Below are 21,865 nucleotides of genomic sequence, written 5' to 3'. Positions count from 1 at the left end.
GAATGGCTTCGCGCGGAGGTTCATGATGACCAAGGCGACAAAGAAAGCATTTGCCCTGCGGCTCGATCCGGCGCTCCACGATGCGGTGGAGCGCCTTGCCGCGAAGGAACTGCGTTCGGTTAATGCAGAGCTTGAGGTGCTGATTCGTGAAGCGCTGAAAAAGCGCGGGATCGATGTCCCGATTAGCGCTAGGCCGAGACGCGGGCGACCGCCTAAAGGAGAGTGACCATGCTGCACCGCATTTTGAGTGACGAGCCGTGGTTTCACCCGAAGAAGTACGGCTACGGATCGGGCTTGCCCTGCGCGTGGCAAGGGTGGGTTCTGCTCCTGCTCTACATCGCTGTCGCGACATTGATTGGCCTCTATGTCGAAGCAATGGGATGGATTGTGTTCGCCCTTGCCCTCACCGGAATCACCATTCCATTTCTCTGGCTGGCCAAACGGCACACCAAAGGCGGCTGGCGCCAAAGGCTCTGATGCAGCAGCCGTGCTTAGCTGCCCGTTAACCGTTTTCCGCTACGCCTGCGGGCATGACTTACGCCGCCAGCCGTCCGCCCGTTTCGCGTCTCACGTCCAAGCTTGCATTGGGTGTCGCTGCGCTTGCCATCGCTGCTATTCCAACCGCGACGCTGTTCGCACAGGACCGTGCCTCGCCGTACACCGTGGTCGAGACGGGGCAGGGCTTTACCCGCTTGCAGGATGCGGTGAACGCGATTGGCAGCGGGACCGGCACTATCGCGATTGCGCCGGGCCGACACGAACAATGCGCGGTGCAGACCGCGGGCAATATCTCATACTTCGCCAGCACGCCGGGCAGCGCCATTTTCGACGGCGTGACGTGCGAGGGTAAAGCCGCTCTCGTGCTGCGTGGCCAGAGCGCAGAGGTCTCCGGCCTCATTTTCCAGAACATGCGCGTGCCCGATTACAACGGTTCGGGCATCCGGCTGGAAACGGGCAACCTGACAGTTGCTCAGAGCTGGTTTCGCGATAGCCAGCAAGGCATTCTGACCGCCAGCGATGGCTCGTCGCAGCTGGTTGTCGATCGCTCCACCTTTACCCGCCTTGGCACTTGCGAAGGCGCAGGCGGCTGTGCGCACTCGATCTACACAGGCGATCTTGCCCATGTTCGCATCACCAACTCGCGCTTCGAAGAGGGGCGCGGAGGCCACTATGTCAAATCGCGCGCAGGCCGTGTCGATGTGGCTTCGTGCAGCTTTGACGATGCCGCAGGGCGCGGAACCAACTACATGATCGATCTTCCGGGCGGTGCCACGGGCCAGATCAGCAACAACTGGTTCGTGCAGGGCCTCGACAAGGAAAACTACTCCGCCTTTATCGCTGTCGCGGCCGAGGGTCGCTCACGCTCCAGCGCAGGGCTGGTTGTGGTCGGCAACGATGCGCGGCTGGCTCCGGGTGTGAACCGCACCACGGTGTTCGTGGCCGACTGGTCGGGCGACATGGGCGGTATCGGTGACAACGCGCTGGGCCGTGGTCTCTCGCGTTACGAGGTGCGCTAAGCTTCGCTTGGAACCCATGCCCGCCCCGGTCTATTGAACGGGCATATGTCGAAACCGTTTATCGCTCTCCAGCATGCTGCACCCCAGCACGCCATTTCTCGCCTCGCCGGAAAGTTCGCCGCGTCCCAGAAGCCTTGGCTCAAGGACCGCCTGATCCGGCGCTTTATCGACGCCTACGATGTCGACATGGCCGAAGCTGCACGGCCGGTGGAGGCCTATGCGAACTTCAATGACTTCTTCACCCGCGAGCTGAAGGACGGTGCACGCCCGTTAGCGGATGCGGACACGCATGTGCTGTCTCCGGCAGACGGAGCGGTGAGCCAGATCGGTGAGATTACCGATGGTAAGGTGTTCCAGGCCAAGGGGCGCGAGTTTACCGCCACGCAATTGCTCGGCGGCGACCCGCAGATTGCCGGGCGGTTCGAGGGCGGCACTTTCGCCACAATCTATCTGAGCCCGAAAGATTATCACCGCGTCCACATGCCCGCCGCAGGGACGCTTCAGGGCACGATCTACGTGCCGGGCGACCTGTTTTCGGTGAATCAGACGACGGCGGAGAATGTCGATGACCTTTTTGCGCGCAACGAACGCCTCGCCTGCTTCTTCGACGGGCCGCACGGCAATTTCGCCAACGTCATGGTCGGCGCGATGATCGTGGCCGGGATCGCCACGGTCTGGGGTGGGCGAGAGAAGGCGCACCAGCGCAGGGCTCGTCACCGCACCTTCGATGCAGGCGACCACAGCTTCGCTGCAGGAGACGAAATGGGCCGCTTCTTCCTGGGCTCGACGGCAATCCTGCTGTTCGAACCGGGCAAGGTTGAATGGGACGCGGGTCTCTCCGCCGGAAGCCCCGTGCGCATGGGCCAAGCGCTGGGCCGCTGGCTTTAACCGAAAGCGGGCGCGTAGGTCAGTGTCGCTGCGGGAATCTGTGCACCGAAGCTCTTCACTTGCAGGTATTCACCCAGCTCGCCGTCGAGAGTCATCGCCGTGTGCTGCAGATAGCCGAAGCGGCTGTAGAGCTGCGGATCACCGAGCGCGGTGACACCTTTGGCGCCCTGTGCTTTCAGGGCCGTTTCGCCAGCCTCCATCAGCGCGCGCCCTATCCCTTCGCCCTGACACGACGGATCGACTGCAATCGGGCCGATGACCATCCAGTCCTGCTCTCCATTGGACAATATCGCGCGCGAATAGGTGGCCTGCCCGATCAGCTCGCCATTGCGCTCTGCCACAAGTGACAACAGCAGATCGCCATCTGCACGCAGTCGCGCGATAACGTCCTGTTCGTCACCGTCGGAATAGGGGTGGCCGGTGAAGGAACGGCGGGTAAGGGCGTCAATCGCGGCTTCATCGCCCGCCCGCTCTTCGCGAATGATCCAGCTCATTTGAGCATGTGTCCTGCCTTGTCGCGCTTGGTGGCGAGATACTTGGCATTGTGCGGATTGCTCGGCAGCTCAAGCGGAATGCGCTCGACCACAGCAATACCTTCGGCCTCCAGTGCGCGGATCTTCTCAGGATTGTTGGTGAGCAGCCGAACTTCGCTCACGCCCAGCTGGCGCAGCATTTCAGCCGCGATCCGGTAATCGCGCTCATCATCGCCAAAACCGACATGCAGATTGGCATCGACCGTATCGAGCCCTCGGGCTTGCATCGAATAGGCGCGCATCTTGTTGACGAGGCCGATACCGCGCCCCTCTTGCCGCAGGTAGACAAGATAACCGCCATCAGCAGCAATTGCCTGCTTCGCAGCGGTTAGCTGCGGGCCGCAATCGCATTTGAGCGAGCTCAGCGCATCACCCGTCAAGCATTCGGAATGCAGCCGGACAAGCGGCGTCGCGTCACCCTTCTCCTTGCCTAACCACAGCGCGAGATGGTTGCGGTCACTCAAAGCCTCGCGGAAGATAAAGGCCTTGGCCTTCTCGTCTTCGTGCACCGGCAGATTGGTGCTGACTGACAGGGCAAGGCCGCGCTCGGGGGAGTAGGTTTCGAGCAATTCCACCGGCAGGTCGACCGCTTCATCCTCGCGGGCATAGCGGTAGATCAGCGCGGGCAAGACTTCTGCCATCTTGGCCAGGCGAATGGCCGCATCGGCGATCTGGGGGACCGTGGGCGTGCGCTGGCGGGCGGGCTTTACCGGCGTGTATTGATCGACCAGCGGGTTGGCGAGCGCGAGCGCCTCATCAATCGTGATGCTGTCGAGCTCGACGACGAAGCTTGCGCCCGTATCCGCCGGATCGACCAGCCCCAGCCTTGCGGCGCGTTCGGTGCTCAGCAGCACGCGCGGTGCGGTGTCGCCCAGAAAGCTGGCGATGGCAGCGTCATCGGCCAGCTCGGCGGAAAGGAACGCTACCGACAGCTCGCCATTGGAGAGGACAATTTGGCGTCCCTTGCGCAGCGCTGCGAGCGCCGCATCGACTTGCCGCTCCGCAGAGGGTGCAGCGGCCGAACTCACAGATCGAACTCGGTGATCAGCGGGATGTGGTCGCTCGGCTTTTCCCAGTCGCGCGTATGCTCCGCCAGGCGGTGACTGCGGCTTTGCGCGGCCAGATCGGGGCTCGCCCACATATGATCGAGCCGGCGCCCACGATCCTTGCCCTGCCAGTAGGTGCGGTAGGACCACCATGAATAATTGCGCTGCGGCGCAGGGATGTGCTTGCGGCCAAGATCCACCCAGTCGTGCGCTGCCTGCATCTTGCCCAGCGTTTCGACCTCGATCGGTGTGTGGCTCACGACTTTCAGCAATGCCTTGTGGTCGTAAACATCGCATTCGAGCGGGGCGACGTTGAAATCGCCGACCAGCAGCGTGGGGCGATCAATCGCCTCCGACCAGCGCGTCATCCGCTCGAAGAAGTCGAGCTTTTGCCCGAACTTCGGATTGATCTCGCGGTCCGGTTTGTCACCGCCTGCCGGGATATAGACGTTTTCGAGGATCAGCCCGTCATGATCGGGCAGTTCCACACCAACATGCCGTGCTTCGCCGTTATCCTGCCAGTCATGGCGGGAGAATTCCTTGATGGGCACCCGGCTGACCGTAGCGACACCGTGATAGCCCTTCTGCCCGTGCACTGCGAAGTGGCTGTAACCCAACTCCTCGAACGCCTTGTAGGGGAACTGGTGCTCCTGGCACTTGATTTCCTGCAGGCACAAAATGTCTGGTGCTTCCTCTTGGAGGACGCGCTCGACGATCGGCATGCGCAAGCGGACGGAATTGATGTTCCAGGTGGCGATAGAGATCATCAGGCAGCCCTAGTCCCGCTTGAAATAAATAAAAACCCCCACCGCGGGGGCATTGCGGTGAGGGTTCCTATTGAGCGTTCGTCACGCTTCGCAAAACGCGAACCTGTTAAGAGGTTGGGGCAACAGGGGGGAAACCCGCCTCAGCCCGCGCTTTGTTTTTGTAAATTAGTGTGTCGAATCTGTCTCGCCAATGAATTTCAGCGGCATTCTGTCGCATTTTTACAACCGCTGACCCCCGAGGTGATTACCCCGGGCGACGGGTCGAGCGGCGCGGATCGCGGTAGCGGAACGTGCTGTCGGGCACAGACATGCCGTAACGGTGATTCCGCAGGCGAACCGTGGTGCGGTTGTTCTGCGAGTCGAGCGCAACCCAGCTGGCCAGTTCCAGCCCGCCCGGCGCACTCGCATCTTCCACGAAAATCAGCGTCATGATGCCGAATTCGGGGCGATTGGGATCGCGCACGGCCACACTGATGACATTGTCCGTATTGGTCGGCTGCACCGTGCCATAGCGCGTCATATCGCGGTCGGGATCGAGCAGGGCGCCAAGAGGCGAGTTGCTGATCGGCCAGCGTTCCACCTGCTGCACATCGTAGTCGACCAGTGTCAGCGAGTTGCCGTCAGACACGACCAGCATGTTGACACTCGATTCGTATTCGAACCGGATGCGGCCCGGATTGCGCAGCGTCAGCTCGCCGGCAACGGTGTTACCGGCACGGTCCGTCTGCGTAAAATCGGCGCGCATGGTGCTGATTGCCCGCAGCGCGCGCGTGGCGCGATCAAGATCGCTCGCCTGCGGCTGGGCAACGGCGGAAGTAACCGGCACTGCCAGTGCGGCAGGGACGGCAAGGGCTGCGGCCCCCATCAGGGTGGCGGCAAGCGGCTTGGTGATGATTCGTGTCAATGCGTTCATGCTGCAATCCTTAGTGTTGCAGCGTTGAACTGTCACTGAACCCGGCTTGTTCCCGGCGTTCATAAATCAAGCGACAGAGCGGCCTTGCGGCACGGCTGCTTACTTGATTTTGCCTTCCTTGTACTCGACGTGCTTCTTCGCAACGGGGTCGTACTTGCGGAAGGTGAACTTCTCGGTGTGGTTACGCGGGTTCTTCTTGGTCACATAGAAGTGGCCGGTGTCCGCGGTCGAGTTCAAGCGGATCTTGATGGTTGCGGGCTTCGCCATTGTCTTGCTTCCAAAAGTGTCTGTGAGCGCGGGTTACGCGCGAAAAAATAAGGGCGGCGCACGCGGCACCGCCGTTCCGGCGCGCCCAATGAGAGAGAATCGGGTAAAAGTCAAGCGTGGAAGGGGGCAAGTGCCTCCCAACTTCAGAGATCAATCTTCCCGCGCAATGCCTTCTTCTGGCCGTGGGCTTTCTTGCCAGCGAGGCGTTTTGTCTTGCCCACCCGATTCACCCGCGTCTTCGCGCGCTTCTTGGGCTCCTTAAGGGCCTGCTCGATCAAGTCGCCGAGCCGTTCACGCGCTTCGCGGCGATTGGCTTCCTGCGTGCGGTGATTGCGCGCATCGATCACGATCTCGCCAGCAGCGTTGAGCCGACTGCCCGCAAGATCTTTCAGTCGATGGAAAATACGCGGGGCAAGGCCAAGGTCGTAGATATTCACCCGCAGCTGGACTGCGGTTGCCACCTTATTGACGTTCTGCCCACCCGGACCTGATGCGGCGATAAAGCTCTCCTCGGCGATGGCGTTTGCCCTGTCGAGGATAGTGCCCATTACTCCGCGCCCAGCTTCACGAAGTCGGCAGGTAGGGGCGCGCTTGCGGTGATCTCGGGCTTATTTTCGCGCGGCACGATAATCGCGCTTGCATGCAGCATGGTGCGCGGTGCGCGGGCATCCTTGTTGCCATAGACCGGGTCACCGAGCAGGCTGCGACTGAAAGCGTGTTCTGCATGGACGCGGATCTGGTGCGTGCGGCCTGTTTCTGGGCGAAATTCGACCAGCGTCAGCCCGCCGTCTAGCTCCTTGCGCTTGGTCCAGTGGGTGATCGATGGCTTGCCCGCCTTGGCCACGATCATCCGCCAGCCGCGTTCCTTGCTGCTGATCTTGGAGAGCGCGAGATCGATGGTGCCTTCATCGTCTTCGACCGGACCCGCAACAATGCCGAGATAGGTCTTCTGGACGAGCTTCTCCTGAAACGCCGCGTTGAAGCGCTTCAGCGCCTTGGGATTGCGCGCGAGCAGCAGGCAGCCCGAGGTGTCGGTATCGAGCCGGTGCACCGCTTGCGGTGCGCGCTGAAAGCCGAGCTTGAGCTGCTCCATATGGTCTTCAAGACTCGCGCCGCCCTTGCGCGGTTGCTCGATCGGCAGACTGGCAGGTTTGTCAATGACGAGAGCTTCGCCATCTTCGAAAATGATCGGAATTTGGGTCATACAAGGGTGGCTTTCATCAATCCGCGCAGGGCATTGCCGACAAGGAAGCCACCTTCAAGATCGTTCAGCGTCAATTCCGCCTCGTGCGCCTTGCCCTGTTCGATAAGCGATCGGCGCAGGACGCCTGGGAGCAGGCCGAGCGAAGCGGGCGGGGTAAGCAGAATGCCGTCCTCGCGCTCGACAAAGAGGTTGGTCCAGCAGCCCTCGGTCAGCTTGCCATCGGCGCGGACCAGTAGGGCTTCAGACGCCCCCGCATCCTTCGCACAGGCGAGCGCTGCCTCGTAAAAGCTGCGGTCGGTCGATTTGTGGCTGAGGCGCCAATCGTGCGGCACTGTGGGGTGGGGCAGAGCAACGCATCTCACCGCGCTATCCATCGGCGTTGGCATGGCATGCGTTTCAAGCGACACAGCGCCAGAACGTGCGATAACAAGCCGCACCTTGGCCGCTTCTTCCAGCTCGAAACACAGCGCCTGGATGCGGTTACGCGTTTCGTGCCGGTCGAAGGAAAAGCCCAGCTCCGCCGCACTCGCTTTCATCCGTTCGAGGTGGAATTCGAGAAGCGGCATGCCTTCACGCGGATCGAACCGCATGGTCTCGATCAAATCGTGACCGCCTGCCGGGCCGCGCACGAAGGCGCCCTTGATCAGGCATTCACGCCACTCGCCCATCGCATCACTATCGGCAACAATCGCGCCGCCCACGCCCAACACCGCCTTGTGCTTGGCGTTCTCGCCCGGGGTCAGGCGGATAGTGCGGATCGCGACGTTGAAGGCGGCATCGCCTGAAGCATCGATTCTGCCGATGGAGCCGCAGTAGGGCCCGCGCGCGTCACGCTCGACCTCGTCGATCAGCTCCATTGCGCGGATCTTCGGTGCGCCGGTGATCGAGCCGCACGGGAACAGAGCATGCAGCATATCAACTGCGCCCTTGCCATCGGAGAGTGTCGATCGGACGGTAGAAACCATCTGGTGCACGGTGGGATAGGTCTCGACCGCAAAGGCGTCCTCAACGCGAACGCCGCCCGCTTCGGACACGCGCGACAGGTCATTGCGCATAAGATCGACAATCATCAGGTTTTCGGCCTTGTCTTTGACCGATTCCGCCAGTTCTTCGCGCATGGCTGCATCCTCCGATGCATCGGCGGCGCGCGGACGGGTGCCCTTCATCGGTTTGACCTTGGCCTCTTGCCCTTTCAGCGAGAAGAACAGTTCAGGGCTGAAGCTGAGCAGATAGTGCGATCCGTCGAACACCAGCCCGCCGTAACCGGCTGCGGCGGTAGGGCGGATCTTGGCGTATATCGACAGCGGATCACCGCGCGCAGGGCCGGCGAGCGGGAAGGTGAGGTTGACCTGATACATGTCGCCTGCGCGGATCGCGTCCTGCAAGCGCTCGAACGCGGCGAGGTAACCGCCGGGAGAGACCTGCGGATCGAGCGGACCGATGCTTGCGCTCTCGTCATTGGCGCGGGCAGCCAGCCAGCCGGGCATATCGGCGGCGGGGATCGTCTCGAGGTCGTCGAACAGGCCAAGCCACACCAGCGGCCCGCTCCCTCCGCTGCGCTGCGCTGCCAGTGGCTCCAGCTTGCTCTCAAGCGCGAGCCCCGCTTCGTATGCGATGTAGCCCGCCAGATGTTTGCCCGATTTTACACGTGCCGCGTCCGCAGCTTCCAGCGTGTTGGAGACTTGTGCGGGATCATTCGTGACAAACACCTGCTCCGGCGCGGAATACAGTTGCGCATCGCTCGCACCCGTGGCGCGCGCATCATCCAGCAAAACAAAGGGGGACTTGCCATCCATCGCTCCCGCTCTAGGGTCAGTGTCAACTTACGGCAACAATCGAATAGGGGCCCCAATGGCTGACATTTTTCTCGGTAACGATCTGGACGGCAATCGGCAGGCGCTGGATCTGGGCCGGGCAAACCGCCACGGACTGATCGCGGGCGCGACCGGCACGGGCAAGACGGTCACGTTGCAGGGCATGGCGGAAAGCTTCTCGGCAAATGGCGTTCCGGTGTTCGTGGCCGATGTGAAGGGTGATCTTTCTGGCGTCGCCATACCGGGTTCGCCCAAGTTCAAGCATGCCGACAAGCTGGAAGGCCGGGCCAAGGAACTGGGCATGGATGACTATGCCTATTCGGATAATCCGGTGGTGTTCTGGGATCTCTATGGCGAGCAGGGCCATCCGATCCGCACCACGGTTTCCGAAATGGGGCCGCTTCTGCTGTCGCGCCTGCTCGATCTCAACGATACGCAGGAAGGGGTTTTGCAGATCGTATTCCGCGCGGCGGACGAGGGGCTGGCGACTGATGGCAAGCCCACGCTGCTGCTCGATTTCGATGACCTGCGCACGATGCTCGCCTGGGCCTATGACAATGCGAAAGAACTGTCGGGCGAATACGGCAATGTGTCAAAGCAGTCGGTTGGCGCGATCCAGCGCCAGCTGCTGAGTTTTGAAAGCCAGGGCGCGGACCACTTCTTTGGCGAGCCTGCACTCGAGATCAACGATTTTCTTGCCACTGACGAGAACGGTCGCGGCATGATCAATGTGCTTGCTGCCGACAAGCTGATGCAGAGTCCCAAGCTCTACGCCACCTTCCTGCTCTGGCTGCTCGCCGAACTGTTCGAAAGCCTGCCCGAGGTTGGTGACCCTGAAAAGCCGACGCTCGTATTCTTCTTTGACGAGGCACACCTGCTGTTCGACGATGCGCCCAAGGCTCTGCAGGAAACAATCGAGCGTGTCGTCCGCTTGATCCGCTCGAAAGGTGTCGGCGTGTTCTTCGTGACGCAGAACCCTGTCGACATTCCCGAAGAGGTCGCCGGCCAGCTCGGCAACCGCGTGCAGCACGCCCTGCGTGCCTTCACCAAGAAGGATCAGCGCGCGATCAAGGCAGCGGCGGAGACCTTCCGGATTAATCCTGATCTCGACGTCGAAGCTGCGATTACCGAACTGCGCGTGGGTGAAGCGTTGGTCTCCACGCTCGATGACGAGGGCGCGCCCACCATTGTCCAACGCACGCTGATCAAGCCACCGCGCTCGCGCCTTGGACCCGTGACCGCGAAGGAACGCGCGATCATCCAGTCGGTCAGCCCGCATGAGGGCAAGTATGACGAGCGCGTCGACCGTGAAAGCGCCGAGGAAGTGCTCGCCCAGAAGGCGCAGGATGCTGCCGAAACCGCAAAAGAGGTCGAGGAGAAGGGCGAGGAGGAAGTCCGCAAGCGTGAACGCAAGACACCCAGCATGTGGGAAAAGGCGGGCAAGAGCGCTGCCCGTGCCGCTGCAGGTTCACTCACCTCGATTGCCGTCGCCACCGCACTCGGTCGCAAATCGCGCGCCGATCCGCTGCGCACCGGCTTGAACGCCTTTGTCCGCAATATCGTTGGTGGGTTGATGCGTTGACATGGATCGCTCGCTTGCCGAATTTCTGGACGAGAGCGGACTGTCCGAACCCACCGATACGAGCGCGCTCTACGATGTGGAGCGTATTCGCGGCATTCTGGTCGATGCCGCGAAAGCTGGTGAAGCGGTCAGCTATTCCGAAATGCTAGGCAAGCTCGGCTTCCGCTTCACGCGCCCCAAAATGCGCACCTTGTGCCGCACGCTGGACGCGATCGATAGTGAAGGAAGGGCAAAGGGCGAACCGGAACTGGCGGTACTGGTCGTGCGCGAAAGCGACCGGCTGCCTGGGCAAGGTTGGTGGACGGGACGCACCGAATACAAGGGCGAGTGGACGGGTGCAGAGGCGCTGCGTTTTGTGGAGGAGTTGCAGGCCAAGGTGTTCGATTTTTGGAGCGAGAGTGCGAACGGGAATGCCGCATCTTCAATGTGAAAACTACTCGTCCGGCAGGAAGCGCACGAGATAGTCGTCGGAATAGTCCACTTCCAGCTCCACCCAGATCGGCAGGTGGTCTGACATTTCGAACGTCATGAAATTGCTTCCATGCTCTTCCGCAAAATCGGCATAGGGTTCTTTGCCGTACCTCCTGCGCATTTCGTCATTGATCGGCCTGTAGTGCGCGATGTTTTCCGCATCGGTCAGCCGTTCGATGAATTGCGGATCATCCGGCGCGTCCGGGTCCCTTTCCTGCGCCGGGCCGAAGACAGCGTTGCGCCAGTCGAACGTGCCGAAGTTGAGCAACCGTGTCTTGCGGGTGGAGGCACCTTGCACAGTGTAGGCGATCTGGTCGTAGAATCTGTCGCCTTTCATATTGGTCGGACCAAAAACGGGCACTTCCATGTCACTATCGACCAGTGCCTGCCATACCTCGTCGTCGCGACTTTCGATGTTCATGTCGCCAAGGAAAATGAACACCTGGTCTTCCTTCTTGGCGCGTTTGAGCAGCGCCTTGGTGACGGCGGTGATCTCCTGCGCACGTACGCCAAGATCGTCTCCGAAGATTATGTGGCTCGAACAGAGCGTGAAGCGGAACCAGCCTGCCTGGAAGGCCGCGAAGAAAGGCGTGCGAGCGATCTGGCCGCCGCCTGCCAGCGCGTCTGACCGCACGACAATTTCGCCGATGACATTGCGGAAGAAAACGCGCTGTTTGTTGTAGAGGAACCCCATCCGTTCGTAGTTGGAGCCTTCCTGGTTGCCGACATCGGTCACGAAGTAGTCCCAGTCCGGGCCGAGCAGTCCCATCAGTCGCTTGAGTGGACCAAGATCGTCGCGCAGCTCCTGAATGGCGCAGATATCGAACGTGGCAATGATCTCTGCAATGTAATGGAAGCTCTCGTTGAGGCGTGGCATGCCACCGTCGAACGCGCGGATATTCCACGAACCGATGATCAGCGAGTTGGGGCTGCGCTTCTTCGTAATGGCCTGCGCCAGGTCATAGCGTAGCGTTAGCAGTCTGCGGGCAATCCACTCGGCTTCATTCGGGTACACCGGATCTTGCCCGTATCCCTTGAGATCATGATAGAATGGCACAGCTAAACCCCCTCGTTTGCTGGAAAATCCGCCCGTACAGGACGCTGGCATTGTGAACGCTTTGTGCGGACTGTCAAATTAACTGACCGTAATCCGGCTGTCGGCGCGCCGGGCGACGTTTAACTGATCGGCAATCGCAATTCTGCCTGTAATCCTTCGACTTCGCCCGTTTCTCCGATGCGATTGGAGAGTGACAGCGCGCCGCCGTGCTGTTCGGCGATGGCGCGTGCAAGGGTAAGGCCAAGGCCGGCGCCACCGGTGTCGCGATTGCGCGAGGCTTCTCCGCGCGTGAAGGGCTCCAGCATGCTGGCGATCTGCGTGTCGGGGATGCCGGGGCCGGTGTCGGCAATGCGGATAATCGCCTGATTGCCCGATTGTGACAGGCTGACCCGCGCCTGATTGCCATAGCGCAGCGCATTGCTGATGAGGTTACGCAGTGCGCGTCGCAGCCACGTAGCGCGCAGCGGCATGGCGATTCGCTCGCTTGTGTCCAGAGCGACATCGCGGCCGCGGTCTTCATACTCCTCGACCACTGCCGAAACCAGCGCTGCCAGATCGGTCTTCTCCAGCGGATCGGACGGGCGCCCGACACGCGCAAGCGAAAGGATATCGTCGAGCGACGTGGTTATATCCTCGATAACCGCGGCCATCCGTTCGCGCTGCGCAGCATCTTCCACGCTCTCGATACGGACGCGTAATGCCGCCAGCGGGGTTTTCAAATCGTGCCCGATGGCGCCGAGCATCACGTCTTTCTCGTCGAGCAGCGCGGCTATGCGTGCTTCCATCGCGTTGTGCGCCGCGATCAGGCGATGGGTGTCGGCAGGCCCCGATGGCTTGAGCGGTTCAGCGTTCGAGCTGCTCCCGTCAAAGTGCTCCACCCGTTCGGTCAAGGCGGCGAGCGGGCGGGTGATGCGGCGAAGCAGCCACCACAGGATCGCCATCACCACGACGAAGATCACCAGCGTCTGGAAGATGATGGCACCCATTGCACCTTGTTGCCGCGGAGGTTCGAGAACCCGCGCCACCTGCCATTCGCTATCGGGAGTCATGCGGATCGCTGCGACCAAAACGCGCCGTTCACGCCAACCGCTCGCGCGATCAAACCGCGGTCGCTCGGCAGCAAAAGCGTTGAGCACCGGATCGCTTCCTGCCTGTCGCACGGCAACGGCAACTTCATGCGGTTCCATGTCCTGGCGGGCAAGCAGCTCGCGCAGGAACTCTTCCCGTTCGCCTTCGCCCTGAAACTCGGGATAGGCAACCGGAGCAGAGGCGACGCGTTCATAACGCAAGGGTGGCGGTAAACCGCTGCGTCCCGGACCCTGCGGCGAGGCTCGCCGTGCGGCGCGTCTTTCCCCGCGCCTGCTTGCAAAGCGTTCTTCCCGGGTCGAGCCTTCGATCAACTGGAATGCAGCGCCGGTTAGCGCGGCGACTTCGCGGCGATCTTCGGCCGCGCGGAACAGCATCACGGCTGAGGCAAACTGCGCCAGCAGCAAGGCGCCCGCAATGGCGAGGATCGCCTGGCCCAGAAGGCTTTGGGGGAGAATGCGGCGCAGCACGGCGGCGAGTGTGCCCTATTCGCTCGTCGGCACAAAGCGGCGTACTTCGCATGCCAGCCGATAGCCACCGCCCCATACGGTCTGGATCAGCTTGGGGTCGCGCGTATCGGCCTCGATCTTGCGGCGCAGGCGGCTCACCTGGTTGTCGACTGCACGGTCGAACAGATGCGCCTCGCGCCCCTGCACCATGTCGAGCAGACGATCGCGGTCCATCACCTGTTTGGGATGTTCAAGGAATGCGACAAGCAGGCGGAATTCGGCGGAAGATATTGGCACCACAGTGCCTTCGGGATCGCTCAGGCGGCGCTTCAGCGGATCAAGCTGCCAGCCTTCGAATTCATAATGCGCTTCGCCTTCCTCGCCAGTGCTATTGTTGGCGGCTTTTCCTGCGCGACGCAGGACGGATCGGATGCGCGCAACCAGCTCGCGCGGTTCGAACGGTTTGACCACGTAATCGTCCGCGCCCACTTCCAGGCCGATGATCCGGTCGGTCGCCTCTCCCTTGGCGGTGAGCAGGATGACGGGGAGGTTTTTGGACTCGATAAGATGTCGGCACAGCGACAACCCGTCTTCGCCCGGCATCATGATATCGAGCAGGACAATGTGCGGCACAGAATCAAGCAGCACGCTACGCGCCTTGGAAGCATCGGCGGCCTGCACCACGTCAAACCCCTGACCGGTAAGGTACTCGGCCAGGGGTTCGCGTAAGCTCTGCTCGTCATCGACAAGCAGGACTTTGACGGGTTCGTCAGTCATTAACGACGGCCACGCTCACCACGCATTTGTCCACGCCGTTCGGCGCGCTGCGCACGGCGCTCTTCGGCGGTCACGGTGCCGTCGCCATCGGCGTCGGCGCGGTCAAAGCGGGCCATTGCAGCTGTCATGAATTCGGTCCGGCTGATGGAGCCATCGCCATCGGTGTCGGCCATTCGCATCATCCGCTCACCGCCACCGTGGCCACCGCGGCGACCCATACGCGGGCCGCGCTGGCCACGTTCACCACGCTCTGCGCGGCGTTCCTGACGCTCTGCACGGCGTGCTTCACGTGCGGCCTGTGTTTCGGCGAAGGTCAGCGCGCCATCGCCATTGGCATCGGCGCTGTTGAAGCGTTCGAGCGCGCGGGCTTCACGGTCTTGCGCGTTGAGCACACCGTCGCCGGTCAGATCCATCCGTTCGAAATGCTCGGCAGCGCGGGCTTCGGCATCGGCGCGGGTCACATCGCCACCGCGGTCCTGTGCAATTGCAGCACCGCCAATGGTCAGGCCACCTGCGGCAAGGGCAATCATAAGGGTTTTCTTCATCGTACAAACTCCATTTGCGTTACAAAGTAGAGCAACGCGCCGCCTGATTGAAGGGGGGAGGACGCTGGGCGACCCGCTGCTCCATGTCTGCAGTTCTAGAGGCTGCCTGTCGCAGGAGTTTGCCCGAAAACGGGAGAATTGTCGCAAATTGTCGCGGGATCGCAGGGCTGTTCAGCGGCGCGTTATCTGCGGTTTAGCGCGGCCGGTGCTGGGTATCTTTACCCGCCGTAATAAAGATCGCTTCGACCTCTCCAGCGACATCGGCCGTGTGCCAGACACCCGGCGGATTGATCACATATTCACCGCGCGAGATAGTGGTGCGCACCTCTGCACCATCCACTTCCTGAATGAGCGACATTGCGCCATCCGTGCAGATCACCACTTCCGCGCCTTCGGGGTGCATCTCCCACACGTCCCAATTTGCCGAGAAGCGGAATTGCGAGACCAGTCGCCCTTCAGCACCGTCTGTCTCGTGACGCTCCGCATAGCGGGCATACCATTCCATCCCGTCAAATGGCGACTGGGGCTCGGCAGTCGCGCCAAGCCCCAGATGGAGCCATTCCTCCGAGAGTTTGCGTGCGCTCATCCGCCGCCCATGCAGAACGCGTTGAGCTTGTTGCCGTCGCGGTCACGGAAATAGCCAGCGTAGAAGCCGCCGCCGCGATCGCCTGGCGCGCCTTCGTCCGAGCCGCCCATTTCCAGCGCCAGCTTGTGCACGCGGTCGACCTGTGCTGCGTCCGCGCACTGCAGCGCGACCATCATGCCGTTGCCGACGGTGGCCTTTTCCTTGTCGAACGGGCGGGTGGCAGCGAAGCCGGGCGTGTTGTCCGGCCCTGTCCATGCGATGAAATAGCCTTCTTCTTCCATCATGCGCGAACCGCCCATTTCCTTGGCGATGGCATCGTAGAATTCTGCCGCGCTATCGAGGTCGTTGGTGCCCAGTGTGACGTAACCGATCATCTGCAGTCCTTCCTTGGTCGAGTCGTTGCAAGAACATTACAAGAACATTTGGTGGTTCACAAGGGTTGGCAGGCATCTTCCAGCCACGCGAGATCATCGCCCTCAAGCTGTGGCGCGAGGATTTCGCGGACCTTGGCGTGGTAGTCATTCCACCAGGTGATTTCAGCCTCGCTCAGCAGGCTCTTTTCGACCAGGCGCTTCTCGATCGGCACGAAGGTGAGGGTTTCAAAGCCAAGCCAGTCGCCTTCCATCCCGTCAACTTCGCGTTCTTCGACAAGCACGAGGTTCTCGATACGGATGCCGTATTCCTCGGCCTTGTAGTAGCCCGGTTCGTTCGAAAGGATCATGCCCGCGATCAGCGGCTGGTCGGTGCCCGCCTGCGATCCGTTGCCCTTGGCAATGCGCTGCGGGCCTTCATGCACGGCGAGAAAGCTACCCACGCCGTGGCCGGTGCCATGTGCATAGTCGACGCCAGCCTGCCACAGGAATTGCCGTGCGAGCACGTCGAGCGCGCTGCCGGGTGTGCCGGTCGGGAACAGCTGCATGTCGAGCGCGATATGGCCCTTCAGCACGCGGGTGAAGCGATCCTTCACTTCGGCGGGCGGCTCGCCCGGGCCAACCCACACGGTGCGGGTGATGTCGGTTGTGCCATCCTTGTACTGGCCACCCGAGTCGACGAGGTAGACGCTGTTGGGCACCAGCGGCAGGCACGTCTCTTCGCTCACCCGATAATGACACAGTGCGCCGTTGGAGCCCGCGCCCGAGATCGTGTCGAAACTGAGATCGAGCAGCTCCCCTGTGGCTTCGCGGAAGCTCAGCAGCTTGGCGGCGGCAGAAAGCTCGTCCACCGTGCCCTTGGGTGCTTCGCCTTCCAGCCAGTTGAGGAACTTGCTGACCGCTGCACCATCGCGCGCCTGTGCCGCACGGTGACCAGCTTGTTCGGCCTCGTTCTTGATCGCCTTCGGGAGGACCGCGGGATCGGTCTCAAGCACTGATTCTGCTCCGACCTCCTCGAGCCGGTCGAAGATCGCGTAGACGCTGCGCTCGGGGTCCACTGCCACACGCTTGCCAGCGAGCTCCGCAAAGGCGTTCGAGAACTCGGAACGGTCGCGTACGCGCACGGCATTTCCGAGGGCCGAGGCGACCTCGTCGCTCACCTTTTCGGGCGCGATGAACCAGTCTGCCGTGCCGTCTGCCTGCACCATCAGGTATGAAAGCGCGACGGGCGTGTGGTCGACATCCTTGCCGCGAATGTTGAGCACCCATGCCACCGAATCGAGCGCACTGATCACAACGGCATCGAGCTTTTCTTCCTTCAGCCAGTCGGCAATCTCGCCGCGCTTGTCCGCACCCATGCGGCCGGTGAACTTGTCATCCTGAATGAAAGCGGGTGCGTTTGACGGTTCGGGCTGGTCCGCCCAGACCGCGTCAATCGGGTTGCTCTCCAGCGCGACCAGTTCGATTCCGTCCTTGGCGAGGCGCTTCTCCATCGCCTTGGCCCAGTCACGTGTGTGCAGCCACGGGTCGAAACCGATGCGAGAGCCCTCGGGCGATTTCTCGGCGATCCAGTCACCCGGCTTGTCTGTCGGCACGCTCTTGTACTCATACAGCTTGCCGTCGACCTGATCGCGCACCTGGATGGTGTAGCGCCCGTCCACAAACATCGCGGCATGGTCCTTCAGCACCACTGCGCTGCCGGCAGAACCGGCAAACCCGGTCAGCCAGTCGAGACGCTGGGCATAGGCACCGACATATTCGGACAGATGCTCGTCACTGATCGGCACGAAGAACCCCTGGATTTCCCGGCGGGCGAGTTCTTCGCGCAAGGCGGAGAGGCGGGCTTCGTGGGTTTGCATGAGCATGGTCAGTTTTCCGGTTTCTTGCGGTGTAATTTGTCTCTAGGCAGACCACATAGGCCTTTCCCGGCCAGCTTTCCAGCAAAGCGCGACAAGCTTCTATTCGTTCAGGACGGAATTGCACCTTGCCCCACGACAAATCGCTCCCCCCGCCGCGCGTCGAAAAGCGCCTGCACGAATTCACCCATCACGGCATAACAATCACCGACCCTTATGCCTGGCTGCGCGACCCCGGCTATCCCGAGGTGAAGGACGAGAGCATCCTGTCCTACGTCAAGGCGGAGAACGCCTATTTTGAGGCGCAGATGAAGGGGCAAGATGTTGCGGTTGAGTCGCTTTTCGCGGAGATGCGCGGACGCATCAAGGAAGACGATTCCACCGTTCCACAGAAGGATGGTGAGTGGGAATACTGGTCCGAATTCGAGGAAGGCGGGCAATACCGCAAGTTCTATCGCCGCCCGGCCGGAAGTGATGAAAAGATCCTGATCCTCGACGGTCCGGCGCTTGCTGAGGGGCAGGAGTACTTTCAGCTCGGCGCGCTGGCGGTGAGCGAGGATGGGCGCTTTCTCGCCTATTCGACCGATACGACGGGCGGTGAATTCTACACCGGTTTCATCAAGGATCTGGAGAGCGGTGAGCTCCTGCCTGACAGGATCGAAAACGTGAATACCGCGCTCATCTGGGCGGCAGGCGATACCATCATTGTTTACGGCCGCGCGAACGAGCAGTGGCGGGTGGATCGCATTTTCGCTCACCATGTGGGCAAGACTGGCGATGACGTGGAAATCTACCATGAGGAGCAGCTCGGCTTCACCGCTTCGCCGGGCCTGTCTTCCAACCGGGAATGGCTGATCATCGGCACGGGCGATAACGAGACATCGGAGGCGCGATTGCTGCCGATTTCTGATCCGCTGGGCGAGGCCATGCTGGTGCGCGCTCGGGAGAAGGGTGTTGAATACGATGTCGATGTGCGCGAAGAGACGTTGTTCGTCCTCACCAACGACAATCACGTCAACTTCCGGCTGGCCACCGCGCCGATGTCTGCGCCCGGAGAATGGACTACGCTGATCGAAGGGTCGGACGAGTTCTACCTCACCGATTTCGACCTGTTCCGCGATTTCTACGTCGTCGAAGGTCGGCTGAACGGCCTCGATCAGGTGCAGATCCGGTACTACGATGATCCCGCGCGGATCGAGACCATCGATTTTCCCGAAGAGGCCTATTCGGCAGGGCTGGGCAACAATCCCGAATGGGCGATGGATGTGCTGCGGCTCGGCTATCAAAGCCCGATTACGCCAGCGACGACCTTTGACTACAGCGTTGCCGACCGCACGCTGACAACACTCAAGGTGCAGGAAGTCCCTTCCGGATTCGACCCCGATCTCTACGCGGTCGAGCGTTTGCAGATTGAGGCGCGAGACGGCGCAATGGTCCCGGTGAGCGTCATGTATCGCAAGGATCGCAAACCCGGCGGTCCGCTGCATCTCTACGCTTATGGAGCCTATGGCTATGCGGTTGCTCCGGGCTTTTCGGTCACGCGGCTCAGCCTTGTCGATCGCGGTTTTGCCTATGCCATCGCGCACATTCGTGGCGGCGATGATCTGGGGCGCAACTGGTATCTCCAGGGCAAGATGCAAGCGCGCACCAACACCTTCAACGACTTCGTCGATGTTGCGCGCGGGCTGATCGATCGGGGCTACACCGCAAAGTGCAAAGTCACCGCGAGCGGCGGCTCTGCCGGTGGCGAGCTGATGGGCGCGGTGATCAACCAGGCGCCCGACCTGTGGGGCGCGATTGTCGCGCACGTGCCTTTCGTCGACGTGCTCAACACCATGCTAGACGAGACGCTGCCTCTCACCCCCGGCGAGTGGCCCGAATGGGGCAATCCTATTGAAAGCAAGGAAATGTTCGATTTCATCCGCAGCTACAGCCCCTACGATCAGGTGAGCGCGCAGGCCTATCCGCCTATGCTCGTTACCGCCGGCCTCAACGATCCGCGCGTTACTTACTGGGAGCCCGCCAAATGGGTCGCCAAACTGCGCGAGTTGAAGACAGACGACAACCTGTTGATGATGAAGACCAATATGGGCGCAGGCCACGGCGGCAAGTCCGGCCGGTTCGAGGGACTACGCGAAACCGCCGAAGAAATGGCCTTCATCCTGTGGCAGATGGGAGTTGAGGTGTGACGATTAAGGAATCGCTCTTCGAGCTAGGTTCGCTATTGGCGGTCCTTGTCACGGTGCTGCTCATTCTGATCAGAATCGGGGATGGCACCCTCTACATGATGAGTTTTCCCGTTCAAATCTTAGGACTGATCATGATGATCGTGGCGATTCTGAAGAATCGAAGTTGGTGGATTTTGGCATTCGCGCCGATCCTGATTTATCCGCTCTATGGATGGGCAGCCCTTCTCTACAGCTGCTTCAATGGTGACTGCCTGTGAGCAACACCTTCTCCCGCCCCTTCACCGCGCTGCCCGAGCACATCGATGTGAACGGCCACGTCAACAACACCGTCTGGGTGCGCTGGATGGAAGAGCTCGCCACAGAGCACTGGGTGGCACAGGCGCGGTCCGAGGATGTTGAGGCATTTGCTTGGCTCGTCCTGCGGCACGAGATCGACTATCGCGGCAACATTGCGGAGGGTGAGAGCGTCACCGGCACCACCGAAATCCGCGAAGGCCCGCGCGGTCCCCGCTTCAACCGCCACTTCAGCTTCACCGATTGCGAGGGCAAAGAACTCGTCCGCGCCAAGACGACATGGGCGATGGTCGACAAGGCCAGTGGCAAGCTGATGCGCGTGCCAAGCGAAGTCGCTGCGCCCTTTATGCCGGATGGCGGGTGGAGCGCCGCTTAGGCAATCGCCTCGTCGATTGGCAGCAGGTCGTATCCCAGCTCGCGCGCAACTGCCGGATAGGTGACCTTGCCCGCGTGGACATTGAGGCCCTGCGCCAGATGCGGATCGGCGCGCATGGCCTCTTTCCAGCCCAGATTGGCGATGCGCAGCGCGTGTGGCAGCGTGACGTTATTGAGCGCATAGGTACTGGTGCGACTGACCGCACCCGGCATGTTGGCGACGCAATAGTGCACAATGTCGTCCACCACATAGGTCGGGTCGTCATGCGTGGTGGCCTTGCTCGTTTCGAAGCAGCCGCCCTGGTCGATGGCGACGTCCACCAGAACCGCGCCGGGCTTCATGGTGGAGAGCATCGCGCGGCTTACCAGCTTGGGTGCAGCAGCGCCGGGAACGAGCACCGCACCCACGACCATGTCGGCTTCGGCAACGGCTTCTTCCACATTCGCCTTGCTGGCAAATCGCGTGCTGGCGCGCGCTTCAAAATGCGTGCCGACCTTTTCGAGGACCACCGGATCGAGATCCATGATGATCGTGTCTGCACCCAGACCCGCAGCCATCTGCGCCGCGTTGAAACCGACGACACCACCGCCGATGATCACGACCTTGCCTGGCATAACGCCCGGGACACCGCCGAGCAGTACGCCGCGGCCGCCATGTGCCTTCTCAAGCGCGGTAGCACCGGCCTGGATGCTCATGCGGCCGGCTACCTGGCTCATCGGCGTTAGCAGCGGCAGTCCGCCCCGGTGACTTGTTACGGTTTCATAGGCAATCGCGGTGCAACCCGACTTCACCAGGTCTTCGGTCTGCGGAGCGTCCGGAGCGAGGTGGAGATAGGTGTAGAGGATCTGGCCTTCGCGCAGCATCGCGCGCTCGTTCGCCTGAGGCTCTTTCACCTTCACGATCATCTCGCACTCGGCAAAGATCTCTTCAGCCGTTTCGACCACTTTGGCGCCGCGATCCGAATACTGCGCGTCATAGGCACCGATACCTTCACCAGCGCCCGACTGGATCCACACTTCGTGACCGGCATTCACCAGCTCACCCGCGCTCTCTGGCGTCAGGCCGACACGATATTCGCGGTTCTTGATTTCCGTGGGACAACCGATGCGCATGGGATGAACTCCGATGAATGAAATATGCGCGCCCGTTACAGGCGAAAGCGGATTTGGGCAATGGCGCGCGTTAGTTGATGAAATACATGTCGGAGCGCACGGTGGCTGTATCTCCGCGCGGCGGCGATGACGGGTGAAGGTAGGTTCAGCATAACCGGAGAGCCT

The 21,865-nt window shown here is 61.4% G+C and carries 25 protein-coding genes; 9 read left to right on the top strand and 16 right to left on the bottom strand.

The window, feature by feature from the left end:
- Positions 1-25: 25 nt before the first annotated feature.
- Genes OOZ52_RS06680 through asd form a run of 4 tightly spaced genes read left to right on the top strand, consistent with a single transcriptional unit; the run spans position 26 to position 2,405 of the window.
- Positions 26-226 (top strand): toxin-antitoxin system HicB family antitoxin, encoded by a 201-nt coding sequence (locus OOZ52_RS06680; protein WP_274697722.1) that lies wholly within the window; start codon positions 26-28, stop codon positions 224-226.
- A gap of 2 nt (positions 227-228) precedes the next feature.
- Positions 229-477, top strand: a complete 249-nt coding sequence (locus OOZ52_RS06675) for a hypothetical protein (protein WP_274697721.1) — start codon at positions 229-231, stop codon at positions 475-477.
- 53 nt (positions 478-530) lie between these two features.
- A complete protein-coding gene (locus OOZ52_RS06670) occupies positions 531-1,517 on the top strand; it encodes a right-handed parallel beta-helix repeat-containing protein (RefSeq protein WP_274697720.1) in 987 nt (328 codons plus the stop codon).
- A gap of 45 nt (positions 1,518-1,562) precedes the next feature.
- Positions 1,563-2,405, top strand: a complete 843-nt coding sequence (gene asd / locus OOZ52_RS06665) for an archaetidylserine decarboxylase (protein ID WP_274697719.1) — start codon at positions 1,563-1,565, stop codon at positions 2,403-2,405.
- Here the strand turns inward: asd and OOZ52_RS06660 are convergent.
- The 8 genes from OOZ52_RS06660 to pabB form a co-directional block, all read right to left on the bottom strand.
- Positions 2,402-2,899 (bottom strand): GNAT family N-acetyltransferase, encoded by a 498-nt coding sequence (locus tag OOZ52_RS06660; protein ID WP_274697718.1) that lies wholly within the window; start codon positions 2,897-2,899, stop codon positions 2,402-2,404. The two genes, asd and OOZ52_RS06660, sit on opposite strands and share 4 nt — an antisense overlap.
- On the bottom strand, positions 2,896-3,966 hold the full coding sequence (gene ribA / locus OOZ52_RS06655; protein WP_274697717.1) for a GTP cyclohydrolase II: 1,071 nt from the start codon (positions 3,964-3,966) through the stop codon (positions 2,896-2,898). The genes OOZ52_RS06660 and ribA overlap by 4 nt, the downstream gene beginning before the upstream one ends.
- Positions 3,963-4,751: an exodeoxyribonuclease III gene (locus tag OOZ52_RS06650; RefSeq protein ID WP_274697716.1), complete on the bottom strand. Its 789-nt coding sequence runs from the start codon at positions 4,749-4,751 to the stop codon at positions 3,963-3,965. The genes ribA and OOZ52_RS06650 overlap by 4 nt, the downstream gene beginning before the upstream one ends.
- Positions 4,752-4,995: 244 nt before the next feature.
- A complete protein-coding gene (locus OOZ52_RS06645) occupies positions 4,996-5,664 on the bottom strand; it encodes a LolA family protein (protein WP_274697715.1) in 669 nt (222 codons plus the stop codon).
- Positions 5,665-5,763: 99 nt separating this feature from the next.
- Entirely contained in the window at positions 5,764-5,931 is a 168-nt protein-coding gene (gene rpmG, locus OOZ52_RS06640) for a 50S ribosomal protein L33 (RefSeq protein ID WP_131451429.1), read from the bottom strand.
- A 143-nt stretch (positions 5,932-6,074) separates the two neighbouring features.
- Positions 6,075-6,479 (bottom strand): alternative ribosome rescue aminoacyl-tRNA hydrolase ArfB, encoded by a 405-nt coding sequence (gene arfB, locus OOZ52_RS06635; protein WP_274697714.1) that lies wholly within the window; start codon positions 6,477-6,479, stop codon positions 6,075-6,077.
- A complete protein-coding gene (locus OOZ52_RS06630; RefSeq protein WP_274697713.1) occupies positions 6,479-7,135 on the bottom strand; it encodes an RluA family pseudouridine synthase in 657 nt (218 codons plus the stop codon). The genes arfB and OOZ52_RS06630 overlap by 1 nt, the downstream gene beginning before the upstream one ends.
- Positions 7,132-8,931, bottom strand: coding sequence for an aminodeoxychorismate synthase component I (gene pabB / locus OOZ52_RS06625; protein WP_274697712.1), 1,800 nt, complete (start codon positions 8,929-8,931; stop codon positions 7,132-7,134). The genes OOZ52_RS06630 and pabB overlap by 4 nt, the downstream gene beginning before the upstream one ends.
- 55 nt (positions 8,932-8,986) lie before the next feature.
- On the opposite strand from pabB, the gene OOZ52_RS06620 reads away from it, so the two are divergent.
- Positions 8,987-10,531, top strand: a complete 1,545-nt coding sequence (locus OOZ52_RS06620; RefSeq protein ID WP_274697711.1) for a helicase HerA-like domain-containing protein — start codon at positions 8,987-8,989, stop codon at positions 10,529-10,531.
- A gap of 1 nt (position 10,532) precedes the next feature.
- A complete protein-coding gene (locus OOZ52_RS06615) occupies positions 10,533-10,961 on the top strand; it encodes a ribose-phosphate pyrophosphokinase (protein ID WP_274697710.1) in 429 nt (142 codons plus the stop codon).
- 3 nt (positions 10,962-10,964) lie between these two features.
- Here OOZ52_RS06615 and OOZ52_RS06610 read toward each other — a convergent pair whose 3' ends face one another.
- The 7 genes from OOZ52_RS06610 to OOZ52_RS06580 all read right to left on the bottom strand — a co-directional run bounded on the left by OOZ52_RS06610 (position 10,965) and on the right by OOZ52_RS06580 (position 17,738).
- Positions 10,965-12,059 (bottom strand): endonuclease/exonuclease/phosphatase family protein, encoded by a 1,095-nt coding sequence (locus tag OOZ52_RS06610; protein WP_274697709.1) that lies wholly within the window; start codon positions 12,057-12,059, stop codon positions 10,965-10,967.
- Positions 12,060-12,178: 119 nt separating this feature from the next.
- Positions 12,179-13,615 carry an ATP-binding protein gene (locus OOZ52_RS06605; protein ID WP_342454938.1) on the bottom strand — a complete coding sequence of 479 codons (1,437 nt, stop codon included), beginning with the start codon at positions 13,613-13,615 and terminating at the stop codon, positions 12,179-12,181.
- Between the two features lie 15 nt (positions 13,616-13,630).
- Positions 13,631-14,371 (bottom strand): response regulator, encoded by a 741-nt coding sequence (locus OOZ52_RS06600; protein WP_274697708.1) that lies wholly within the window; start codon positions 14,369-14,371, stop codon positions 13,631-13,633.
- Positions 14,371-14,916 carry an EF-hand domain-containing protein gene (locus OOZ52_RS06595; RefSeq protein ID WP_274697707.1) on the bottom strand — a complete coding sequence of 182 codons (546 nt, stop codon included), beginning with the start codon at positions 14,914-14,916 and terminating at the stop codon, positions 14,371-14,373. Before OOZ52_RS06595 ends, OOZ52_RS06600 begins: the two co-directional genes overlap by 1 nt.
- Before the next feature lie 193 nt (positions 14,917-15,109).
- Positions 15,110-15,502, bottom strand: coding sequence for a cupin domain-containing protein (locus OOZ52_RS06590; RefSeq protein ID WP_274697706.1), 393 nt, complete (start codon positions 15,500-15,502; stop codon positions 15,110-15,112).
- The gene (locus OOZ52_RS06585; RefSeq protein ID WP_274697705.1) at positions 15,499-15,876 is read right to left on the bottom strand and encodes a VOC family protein; all 378 of its coding nucleotides are present in this window, start codon (positions 15,874-15,876) and stop codon (positions 15,499-15,501) included. Before OOZ52_RS06585 ends, OOZ52_RS06590 begins: the two co-directional genes overlap by 4 nt.
- Before the next feature lie 56 nt (positions 15,877-15,932).
- Positions 15,933-17,738: an aminopeptidase P family protein gene (locus OOZ52_RS06580; protein WP_274697704.1), complete on the bottom strand. Its 1,806-nt coding sequence runs from the start codon at positions 17,736-17,738 to the stop codon at positions 15,933-15,935.
- A 119-nt stretch (positions 17,739-17,857) separates the two neighbouring features.
- On the opposite strand from OOZ52_RS06580, the gene OOZ52_RS06575 reads away from it, so the two are divergent.
- Genes OOZ52_RS06575 through OOZ52_RS06565 form a run of 3 tightly spaced genes read left to right on the top strand, consistent with a single transcriptional unit; the run spans position 17,858 to position 20,588 of the window.
- The gene (locus OOZ52_RS06575; RefSeq protein WP_274697703.1) at positions 17,858-19,918 is read left to right on the top strand and encodes a S9 family peptidase; all 2,061 of its coding nucleotides are present in this window, start codon (positions 17,858-17,860) and stop codon (positions 19,916-19,918) included.
- Positions 19,915-20,175, top strand: a complete 261-nt coding sequence (locus tag OOZ52_RS06570; RefSeq protein WP_274697702.1) for a hypothetical protein — start codon at positions 19,915-19,917, stop codon at positions 20,173-20,175. Before OOZ52_RS06575 ends, OOZ52_RS06570 begins: the two co-directional genes overlap by 4 nt.
- Entirely contained in the window at positions 20,172-20,588 is a 417-nt protein-coding gene (locus OOZ52_RS06565; RefSeq protein ID WP_274697701.1) for an acyl-CoA thioesterase, read from the top strand. Before OOZ52_RS06570 ends, OOZ52_RS06565 begins: the two co-directional genes overlap by 4 nt.
- Here OOZ52_RS06565 and ald read toward each other — a convergent pair.
- On the bottom strand, positions 20,585-21,700 hold the full coding sequence (gene ald, locus OOZ52_RS06560; RefSeq protein WP_274697700.1) for an alanine dehydrogenase: 1,116 nt from the start codon (positions 21,698-21,700) through the stop codon (positions 20,585-20,587). The genes OOZ52_RS06565 and ald overlap by 4 nt on opposite strands.
- Positions 21,701-21,865: the final 165 nt, after the last annotated feature.

This window comes from Aurantiacibacter sp. D1-12, assembly GCF_028858515.1.
Classification (GTDB): domain Bacteria; phylum Pseudomonadota; class Alphaproteobacteria; order Sphingomonadales; family Sphingomonadaceae; genus Alteraurantiacibacter.
The sequence above is the reverse complement of the archived record's forward strand: the minus strand, read 5'-3'. Positions and strand labels throughout refer to the sequence as shown.